10 protein-coding genes and 1 pseudogene are annotated in these 8,742 nt (G+C 32.3%); 6 read left to right on the top strand and 5 right to left on the bottom strand.

All coding sequences use genetic code 11. From position 1 onward, the window contains the following. The 4 genes and pseudogenes from ychF to L6Q46_RS10765 form a co-directional block, all read right to left on the bottom strand. Window positions 1-628, bottom strand: a pseudogene (gene ychF / locus L6Q46_RS10780) (redox-regulated ATPase YchF); the annotation flags it as partial. A gap of 120 nt (window positions 629-748) precedes the next feature. Then, complete coding sequence (locus tag L6Q46_RS10775) at window positions 749-1,948, bottom strand: hypothetical protein (protein ID WP_291284304.1); 1,200 nt, start codon at window positions 1,946-1,948, stop codon at window positions 749-751. A 142-nt stretch (window positions 1,949-2,090) separates the two neighbouring features. Further along, window positions 2,091-2,558, bottom strand: coding sequence for a hypothetical protein (locus L6Q46_RS10770; protein ID WP_291284303.1), 468 nt, complete (start codon window positions 2,556-2,558; stop codon window positions 2,091-2,093). A gap of 31 nt (window positions 2,559-2,589) precedes the next feature. Continuing rightward, window positions 2,590-2,940, bottom strand: coding sequence for a 4Fe-4S dicluster domain-containing protein (locus L6Q46_RS10765; RefSeq protein WP_026726242.1), 351 nt, complete (start codon window positions 2,938-2,940; stop codon window positions 2,590-2,592). Between the two features lie 137 nt (window positions 2,941-3,077). Here L6Q46_RS10765 and L6Q46_RS10760 point away from each other — a divergent pair, with 137 nt between their 5' ends. From L6Q46_RS10760 to L6Q46_RS10735, 6 genes are all read left to right on the top strand, one after another. Further along, window positions 3,078-4,136 carry an acyl-CoA reductase gene (locus L6Q46_RS10760; protein ID WP_291284302.1) on the top strand — a complete coding sequence of 353 codons (1,059 nt, stop codon included), beginning with the start codon at window positions 3,078-3,080 and terminating at the stop codon, window positions 4,134-4,136. A 231-nt stretch (window positions 4,137-4,367) separates the two neighbouring features. Next, window positions 4,368-5,438, top strand: coding sequence for a 3-phosphoserine/phosphohydroxythreonine transaminase (gene serC / locus L6Q46_RS10755; protein ID WP_291284301.1), 1,071 nt, complete (start codon window positions 4,368-4,370; stop codon window positions 5,436-5,438). A 47-nt stretch (window positions 5,439-5,485) separates the two neighbouring features. After that, window positions 5,486-6,442 carry a D-2-hydroxyacid dehydrogenase gene (locus tag L6Q46_RS10750; protein ID WP_291284300.1) on the top strand — a complete coding sequence of 319 codons (957 nt, stop codon included), beginning with the start codon at window positions 5,486-5,488 and terminating at the stop codon, window positions 6,440-6,442. A gap of 39 nt (window positions 6,443-6,481) precedes the next feature. Beyond that, window positions 6,482-7,036, top strand: a complete 555-nt coding sequence (locus L6Q46_RS10745; RefSeq protein WP_291284299.1) for a DUF937 domain-containing protein — start codon at window positions 6,482-6,484, stop codon at window positions 7,034-7,036. A gap of 81 nt (window positions 7,037-7,117) precedes the next feature. Continuing rightward, window positions 7,118-7,549, top strand: coding sequence for a DUF6146 family protein (locus tag L6Q46_RS10740; RefSeq protein ID WP_111565490.1), 432 nt, complete (start codon window positions 7,118-7,120; stop codon window positions 7,547-7,549). A 3-nt stretch (window positions 7,550-7,552) separates the two neighbouring features. Beyond that, window positions 7,553-7,891, top strand: coding sequence for a DUF6787 family protein (locus tag L6Q46_RS10735; RefSeq protein ID WP_291284298.1), 339 nt, complete (start codon window positions 7,553-7,555; stop codon window positions 7,889-7,891). Between the two features lie 13 nt (window positions 7,892-7,904). On the opposite strand, the gene L6Q46_RS10730 is transcribed toward L6Q46_RS10735, so the two are convergent. Then, window positions 7,905-8,742, bottom strand: an 838-nt coding sequence (locus L6Q46_RS10730) for a carboxyl transferase domain-containing protein (RefSeq protein ID WP_291284297.1), incomplete at its 5' end; no start/stop codon positions are given.

Raw genomic sequence — 8,742 nt, 5'->3', positions numbered from 1 at the left:
CTTCATCAACGTTACAAACATATAAAACTGGTTTTGTAGTGATTAATTGGAATTCTTCCATCATATCTACCTCATCTTGATTTTGAGGAACCACAGTACGAGCTGATTTTCCAGCTAATAAAGTTTCACGAATTCTATCTAATAAAGCTTTTTCAGCTTGTGCTTCTTTGTTACCAGTTTTTGCTGCACGATTGGTTTTCTCCAAACGTTTTTCAACTGTTTCTAAGTCTTTTAATTGCAATTCGATATCGATTGTTTCTTTATCGCGAATTGGATTTACATTTCCATCAACGTGTACGATATTATCGTTATCAAAACAACGCAAAACGTGAATAATTGCGTTACATTCTCTAATGTTTCCTAAGAATTGATTTCCTAAACCTTCTCCTTTACTCGCTCCTTTTACCAATCCTGCAATATCTACGATATCAACCGTTGCCATTTGAACACGCTCTGGTTTTACCAATTCCTCTAAACGAGCAATACGTGGATCTGGAACGTTTACTACTCCAATATTAGGTTCTATAGTACAAAACGGAAAGTTAGCACTTTGCGCTTTAGCATTTGATAAACAATTAAATAAAGTTGATTTTCCAACATTTGGTAATCCTACAATTCCTGCTTTCATAAGCCCCTAAATCCCCAAAGGGGACTTTAAATTACTAGTTAATATTATTTTAAAAGTGCGCAAATATACTCTAATCCTGATTAGTATCAAAGTATTAAATAAAAGGAGTTGATGAAGTAGTTATTCTTTCGGATTTTCGACTTCCTTTTGGTTTTCTTCGTCGCCTTTTCCTAATCTTTCAATAATTGCTTTTTCTTCGGCAGTAGAGACAAAACCCGATTCAAAATCCCAATAATTCGTAAAAAAAGTGGTTCTTTTATTGATAAGTGATTTGCCTTTAAAAACATTTTTATCGCTGTATTCAAAGGTTTTTTTATTGAAATCAGTAATTACCATGTGATTCTTGACTTCTATTCGTCGCTCTTTATTTTTATAACGTTTTTCAAAACCAATAACTTCTTTAGAATTAGCTAAATAGTAGTAATTTCCATCTTGTCTGAATGTGTTTTTGAATTCTAATTTATAAACTTTTCTCGAAGCAAACATGCTTTCTTTATATGTTTGAAGTCGGTCTGGAGTCACATACGAACTAACTTCGATTATTAACTTTTTATTGCTATCGTACACCACCATAAAATCAGACAAAATTCCTTTAGATTCTGGCAAAGGAACAATTTTAATCACCAAATAATCTTCATTAGATGGATAGGTTTTTACCGAAAAATCATAAGTTTTCTTTGCTTTAGAATCCAATACTTCGTCTAAATATTTGAATTGGTAATAATTTTCGATGATATTATTCAAATCATAACCTAATATATTGGGATCAATATCGCCATCTAAAACACCAACAGCACGATTTTGTTCTACTAAAATATCGGTTTTGATATTCTTTTCATTTCCTAAAATTTGAAAATTAATTAAACCATCGTTAAAAAAAATAATCTCATTATCGCGTTTATAAAATTCGTGTAAATAGACTTTCAAACTTATAGGAATGGTGATTTTATCTTTAGAATTTTCAATAATCCGTTTTAAAATTTCTTGAGGATGATCTTTTGTGATGATGTATTCTTCTAATTGCTGTGTATTAGGTTCCATATACACTACATTTTCCTTTTTATCTAAAGTGGAAAATTTTACAATCATCTTTTTGTAGGAAGAATGCACCAATTCTAAATCAGAAGATCTGGAAAGACTTACAATTGCTTTTCCATCTTTATTGGTTAAAAAACCTTGACGGGTTTTGAGAGCAGTGATGGTCACCTCATCAATAGGCATATCGGTATCGAAATCTTTCACAATTATGGTAAACTCTATATTTTGTGAAAAGACGAAAGTAGTAAAAAACCATAATAAAAAAGTAAGTTTTTTTATCATAAATTACCGATTATCAATCAAATATAGCAAAAAATTAATTACAAAGCACTTTTTGAATGAAGTTTCTAAACCATTAAAAAACAAAAAAGAGAACTTTCAAAATGAAAATTCTCTTTACAGGATTATAAAAAATCAATTTTTATCAACCTTTAATATTGTCTTTAATAATCTCTATCAAAATAGTAATAAAAATACTAACTCCAAAAATAAAAATCATGTTTGTTGTATTTAACCAAAAACTCCATAAAGTTAATATATAAATTCGCCCTTTGTTTGTTTTCAAAACATTTACTTTTTGATTTAATTCATACTTAACTTCATCGTTCCAACTCACCTCAGAATAAAAACATGTTCTATTATTCTTATCCGTAAATTTAATTTTTTGTGGAAAAACATGAGAGATATAGGATCTATTTGATGAAAATCTACCAACAGAACGCTTAACAACTTCAAAACTTTCATTCCCAACAATTTGACCAACATAAACTTCACCCAGAGAATATTGATAAATTTTAAAAAATAAGTTTACAAATAATAAAAAGATTATGAGAGATAAAAATGTTGTTGCTAATGAATTTAATTCATAAAATCTTAAAAAAACTTTCTTCATACAAAAAACTCCTCAAATTGAGGAGCTTGATTTATTCGTTATGTAAAAACGATTGTCTATTTAACAATGTTTCTTCACTTTCTACATGATTATCATCAGGAACACAACAATCTACCGGACAAACGGCAGCACATTGTGGCTCTTCGTGGAAACCTTTACACTCGGTACATTTTCCTGGCACAATGTAATAGATATCATCTGAAATTGGAGTTTGAGCCGCATCAGAATCCACTTCGGTTCCGTCTGGTAAAATTACTTTACCACTTAGTTTTGTACCATCTTTCCATCTCCAATCATCTGCTCCTTCATAAATTGCTGTATTTGGACATTCTGGCTCGCAAGCCCCGCAGTTGATACACTCGTCTGTTATTATAATTGCCATTTCTTTACGTTTAATTGTTTAAAAGTTTAATTGTTTACAAGTTAAGACTCAAATTAATTTAAACTTTTGGCTAATGCCTTTTCACTTCCTATCTTTGTGCAAAAATACAACGTATACTAAATATAAACAAGTTACAAATGTTACAATTTGAAATAAAATCGAGTTTTGTTGAATTAGGGAATTTCTTACGTCAATTTTCTGAAGATGGAAACGTTAAATCGGCATCGGTTTTACATAACGATTTGTTCTTTGATGACTTTGCCAACTTGATTGAACTTTCGCAATCACACAATGGTTGGTTTACACCTGAACAAGTTCAATTTAGTGTACAATCTTGGGCGAAAGCGTTAACCGAAGAGAACCTAAATCAGTGGCTTTCAAACTACGATTTCTCAAAAATTGAACCGAAGAAAGTAGGATTAATTCTAGCAGGAAATATTCCGTTAGTGGGTTTTCATGATTTTCTTTCAGTATTGATTTCAGGTCATGATGTGTTGGTAAAAACATCTTCAAATGACCAACACTTATTGAAATTTTTAGCGAAATATTTGATTGCCGTCGAACCAAAACTTAATTCAAAAATAACTTTTGTAGAAGGCAAATTAGAAGGTTTTGATGCCGTAATTGCTACCGGAAGCAATAACACAGCTCGTTATTTTGAATATTATTTTAAAGACAAACCGAGTATTATTCGTAAAAACAGAAATTCGGTTGCCGTATTAAATGGAACTGAATCGCATGAAGATTTAGTAGGTTTAGGTGAAGATATTTTTAGATATTTTGGTTTGGGATGCAGAAATGTTTCTAAACTTTTTGTTCCAAAAGGCTACAATTTTGAAGCCTTCTTTAAAGCAATGTATGAATATCGTGATGTAATTCAATACGAAAAATACGCGAATAATTACGATTACAACAAAGCCGTTTTCTTGATGAGTAATTTTCAATTACTGGATAATGAGTTTTTAACGATTAAAGAAGATGTGAGTTACTCTTCGCCAATTTCTTCTGTTTTCTACGAATTCTATGAAAGTTTGGAAGAAATAACAACTCGATTGAATGCTGATGCAGAACAAATTCAATGCGTGGCTTCAAAAGATTTAATTCCAAATTCGGTTACATTTGGGCAAACCCAACAACCAAAACTTTGGGATTATGCGGATAATGTAGATACTTTGGCATTTTTAAATAGTTTGTAATATGAAAATTTCAAAAATCATCAAAATTCAAAAAGAGAAAGAAACACACAAACACGAACCCAATTTTAATTTGGAAGCAAAAGTGAATTCCAATCGAAAAGCTTTAAAAAAGAAGAAATAAATATCGAAAACGTTTTTGTTAATAACATCTCATAATTATTGTAGCATTTAAGTCTGTTTTTTATTTAAGAATTCCGAAATTTGACCTTTAAATAAATAACTACAACTACAATGAAAAAACACAACTACAGTGCAGGTCCATGCATACTTCCGCAAGAAGTATTCGAAAAATCGGCACAAGCTATTTTAGATTTCAACAACTCAGGATTATCTATTTTAGAAATTTCACACCGCAGTAAAGATTTCGTAGCCGTAATGGACGAAGCGAGAGCTTTAGTTTTAGAGCTTTTAAACTTAGAAGGCAAAGGATACGAAGTATTATTTTTAGGTGGCGGAGCTAGTATGCAATTTTTAATGACACCATACAACTTAATGAAAGTTGATGGGAAAGCAGCTTATTTAGATACCGGAACTTGGGCAAGTGGTGCAATCAAAGAAGCAAAACTTTTTGGAGAAACTGTTGTAGTAGCTTCTTCAAAAGCTGAAAATTACAATCATATTCCAAAAAATTATAGCATTCCTACGGATGCAGATTATTTCCACTGTACTAGTAACAATACGATTTTTGGAACCCAAATAAAATCATTTCCAGAAGTAAATGTTCCTTTAGTATGTGATATGAGTTCGGATATTTTTTCACGCGTATTAGATTTTTCAAAATTTGATTTAATCTATGCCGGAGCTCAAAAAAATATGGGACCAGCTGGTGCAACGTTAGTAGTGGTAAAAACTGAAATCTTAGGAAAAACAGGAAGAACAATTCCTAGCATGTTAGATTACCAACAACATGTTTCGAAAGAAAGTATGTACAATACACCACCTGTATTTCCAGTATATGCGTCACTTTTAACCTTACAATGGTTGAAAAAACTAGGCGGAATTGCTGCTATTGAAAAAATAAACGAAGCAAAAGCTAATTTACTTTACAACGAAATCGACCGTAATCCATTATTTAAGAGAACAGCGGCTAAAGAAGACAGAAGTAACATGAATGTTACGTTCTTATTAAATGATGAAGCACATCAAGAAAAATTTGATACTATGTGGAAAGCAGCTGGAATTTCTGGTTTAGCTGGACATCGTTCGGTTGGAGGATATAGAGCTTCAATGTATAATGCTTTGCCGTTAGAAAGTGTTCAGGTTTTGGTTGATGTAATGAAAGAATTAGAAAATAAAATTTAGTAATTAGCGACTAGTAAATAGTAACTAGCATAAAAAATAAAAATAAAATGAAAGTTTTAGCAAACGACGGAATTTCAAAAAGTGGAATTAAAGCTCTAGAAAAAGGAGGTTTTGAAGTAATTACAACTAAAGTAGCACAAGAACAGGTCGCTAATTTCATCAATACAAATGATGTAAAAGTAATTTTAGTTAGAAGCGCAACTAAAGTTCGTAAAGATATTATCGATGCTTGTCCAGGATTAAAAATCATTGGTCGTGGAGGTGTTGGAATGGACAATATTGATGTAACGTATGCTCGTGAAAAAGGATTACACGTAATCAACACACCAGCTTCTTCATCTGAAAGTGTGGCGGAATTGGTTTTTGCTCATTTATTCACTGGAGTAAGATTCTTACACGATGCGAATAGAAACATGCCATTAGAAGGCGATACCAATTTTGAAGGCTTGAAAAAGGCCTACGCAAACGGAATAGAACTTCGTGGTAAAACATTAGGAATTATTGGTTTTGGACGTATTGGTCAAGCGGTTGCTAAAATGGCTTTAGGATTAGGAATGAAAGTAATTGCTGCCGATAAATATGTAAGCGAAGCGGTAATTCGTGTGGATTTCTATAACGGACAATTTATCAATGTTGAAATCGTTACCGAATCATTAGAAGACGTAATCAAACATTCTGATTTTATTACGTTACACGTTCCAGCGCAAGATGGTTATGTAATTGATAAAGAAGAATTTCAATTAATGAAAGACAATGTAGGAATCGTAAATTGTGCTCGTGGTGGCGTAATTAATGAAGTGGCATTAATCGAAGCTTTAGATGAAGGAAAAGTATTATTTGCAGGTTTAGATGTTTTTGAAAAAGAACCTACACCAGAAATTCAAATTCTAATGCACCCAAAAATTTCGTTAACACCTCATATTGGAGCCGCTACTGAAGAAGCACAAGACCGAATTGGAACTGAACTTGCAGAACAGATCATCAGCTTATTGAAAAATAACTAAAATTTTTATTATCTTTAACTGAACAAAAACTATAAAATTATGTTTGATCAACTCTCAGAACTAGTAAAACAATTTGGCGGTGATGCTGTGGTAAACAATCCAGCAGTACCTAATGAACAAAATGATGCCGTAATGCAAGAAGCTGGAGGTTCTATCCTTTCAGGTTTAAAAGATATGGTTGCCAGTGGAAACATTAACGATTTAACTGGAATGTTAACTGGAAAAACTCCAATTGACGGAAACAACCCAGTTGTTCAACAGTTGACCGAAAAAGTAACTGGAAACTTAGGAGAAAAATTCGGTTTATCATCTGATGCTGCAGGAAGTGTTGCTGGTGGATTGATTCCGCAAATTTTGGGAGGATTAGTTAACAAAGCTAAAGACCCAAACCAACCTGGATTTAACATGAACGATTTAGTAAGTGCTATTTCTGGTGGAAATGGTGGCGGATTAATGGATGCCGTTTCAAAATATGGAGGTCAATTTGGTTTAGATCAAAATAATGATGGAAAAGTTGATATGGGAGATGCTATGGCTGCTGTAACAAAAAAAGGCGGTTTAGGAGGTCTTTTGGGAAAACTATTCGGAAAATAATAATCGTTATATTTTAAAAGTTAAAAGCATCGGCTAAGTCGGTGCTTTTTTTTATCTTTATACTTTCAAAATTAAAGAGCTATGAAACGTATATTTTTACTTTTATCTGCTTTATTTTTTATTCTGATAGCTTGTACAGCTTCTCAGGAGAAAAAGAGTTTTGATGATAAACCAAAACTAGAAAGCGACACCATTCGTATATCTAATGAAAAATTAGAATATGAAGTTTTAATTTTTGATGTTGGTTTTTCTTCTTGGTTCAATAGTTTTGCAAAACCGAGAAATTACCACTCTCAATCCTATTTAGAATCAAGAAATAGAGTTTGGGTTTTGGAATGGAACAGGAGAGCTATGCTTTCTTCTCAGTACAATCCAAATTTATATGAAATGTCAATTAACTATGACCAAAATATCGATTATGGTTATGAAGTAAATTATATGCTCTATAATTATTTAGTTTATTTTCAACTCAAAAACAATCAAAAACTAGGAGGTTTTACACCAAGAATTTAATTTATGAACAAACTAAAAGAACGCTGGAATGTAACTTCAAACTGGCAATTAACTATAATTTTTATTGTATTTGCAATAACGGGTTCAACAGCAGCTTATCTTTCAAAGCCATTAACAAACTTTCTTGGTATTACAAAAGAAAATCTATCGCTTTGGATTTATTGGCCAATACGTTTGATAATAATATTTCCAGCTTACCAAGTTTTATTAGTTTTAATTGGAGCATTATTTGGGCAATTTAATTTCTTTTGGGAATTTGAAAAGAAAATGCTTGACAAAATGAAATTAGGTTTTATTGGGAAATATATCGATTCAAAATTAAATAGAAAGACCGACTATTAGTCGGTCTTTATTATTACAAAGGAATATTTCCGTGTTTGCGTTTTGGTGTGTCGACCACTTTGTTTTCTAACATGCTAAACGCTTTGATTAGTTTTCTTCTTGTATCTCTTGGTAAAATAACCTCATCAATAAATCCACGTTGCGCTGCTGTGTAAGGATTCGCAAATAACTCGGCATATTCTGCTTCTTTTTCTGCTAATTTAGCTACTGGGTCAGCTGCTTCGCTAATTTCTTTCTTGAAGATAATTTCCGATGCTCCTTTTGCTCCCATTACCGCAATTTCAGCACTTGGCCAAGCAAAATTCATATCAGCACCAATGTGTTTTGAATTCATTACGTCATAAGCTCCACCATACGCTTTACGAGTAATTACAGTAACTCTTGGAACTGTCGCCTCACTAAATGCATATAACAGTTTTGCTCCGTGTGTGATAATTCCGTTCCATTCTTGATCGGTTCCTGGCAAGAAACCTGGCACGTCTTCTAATACTAATAAAGGAATATTGAAACAATCGCAAAAACGAACAAAACGAGCAGATTTAATCGAACTATTTACATCTAAACAACCGGCTAAAACCATTGGTTGGTTGGCAACAATTCCAATGCTTCTTCCACCTAAACGAGCGAAACCTACGATAATATTTTCGGCAAAATCTTTGTGAATTTCAAAGAACGAATCTTCATCGATAATTCCGCTGATTACTTCATGCATATCGTAAGGTTTGTTCGCGCTATCAGGCACAAGTGTGTCTAATTTTTCGCGAACCTCATCTTGAAATTCATAAGGCAATTTTGGAGTCGTTTCTCTATTATTCTGAGGAATGAAACTCAACAATCGTTTAATATCTTCC

The organism is Flavobacterium sp. (assembly GCF_023151265.1).
GTDB lineage: Bacteria > Bacteroidota > Bacteroidia > Flavobacteriales > Flavobacteriaceae > Flavobacterium.
This window is presented reverse-complemented; position numbering and strand designations above follow the sequence as displayed.

Excerpts from the sequence above, each read along its gene's own strand:
- L6Q46_RS10775 (WP_291284304.1), bottom strand. The coding sequence starts at position 1,948 with ATGATAAAAAAACTTACTTTTTTATTATGGTTTTTTACTACTTTCGTC.
- L6Q46_RS10770 (WP_291284303.1), bottom strand. The coding sequence starts at position 2,558 with ATGAAGAAAGTTTTTTTAAGATTTTATGAATTAAATTCATTAGCAACA.
- L6Q46_RS10765 (WP_026726242.1), bottom strand. The coding sequence starts at position 2,940 with ATGGCAATTATAATAACAGACGAGTGTATCAACTGCGGGGCTTGCGAG.
- L6Q46_RS10760 (WP_291284302.1), top strand. The coding sequence starts at position 3,078 with ATGTTACAATTTGAAATAAAATCGAGTTTTGTTGAATTAGGGAATTTC.
- serC (WP_291284301.1), top strand. The coding sequence starts at position 4,368 with ATGAAAAAACACAACTACAGTGCAGGTCCATGCATACTTCCGCAAGAA.
- L6Q46_RS10750 (WP_291284300.1), top strand. The coding sequence starts at position 5,486 with ATGAAAGTTTTAGCAAACGACGGAATTTCAAAAAGTGGAATTAAAGCT.
- L6Q46_RS10745 (WP_291284299.1), top strand. The coding sequence starts at position 6,482 with ATGTTTGATCAACTCTCAGAACTAGTAAAACAATTTGGCGGTGATGCT.
- L6Q46_RS10740 (WP_111565490.1), top strand. The coding sequence starts at position 7,118 with ATGAAACGTATATTTTTACTTTTATCTGCTTTATTTTTTATTCTGATA.
- L6Q46_RS10735 (WP_291284298.1), top strand. The coding sequence starts at position 7,553 with ATGAACAAACTAAAAGAACGCTGGAATGTAACTTCAAACTGGCAATTA.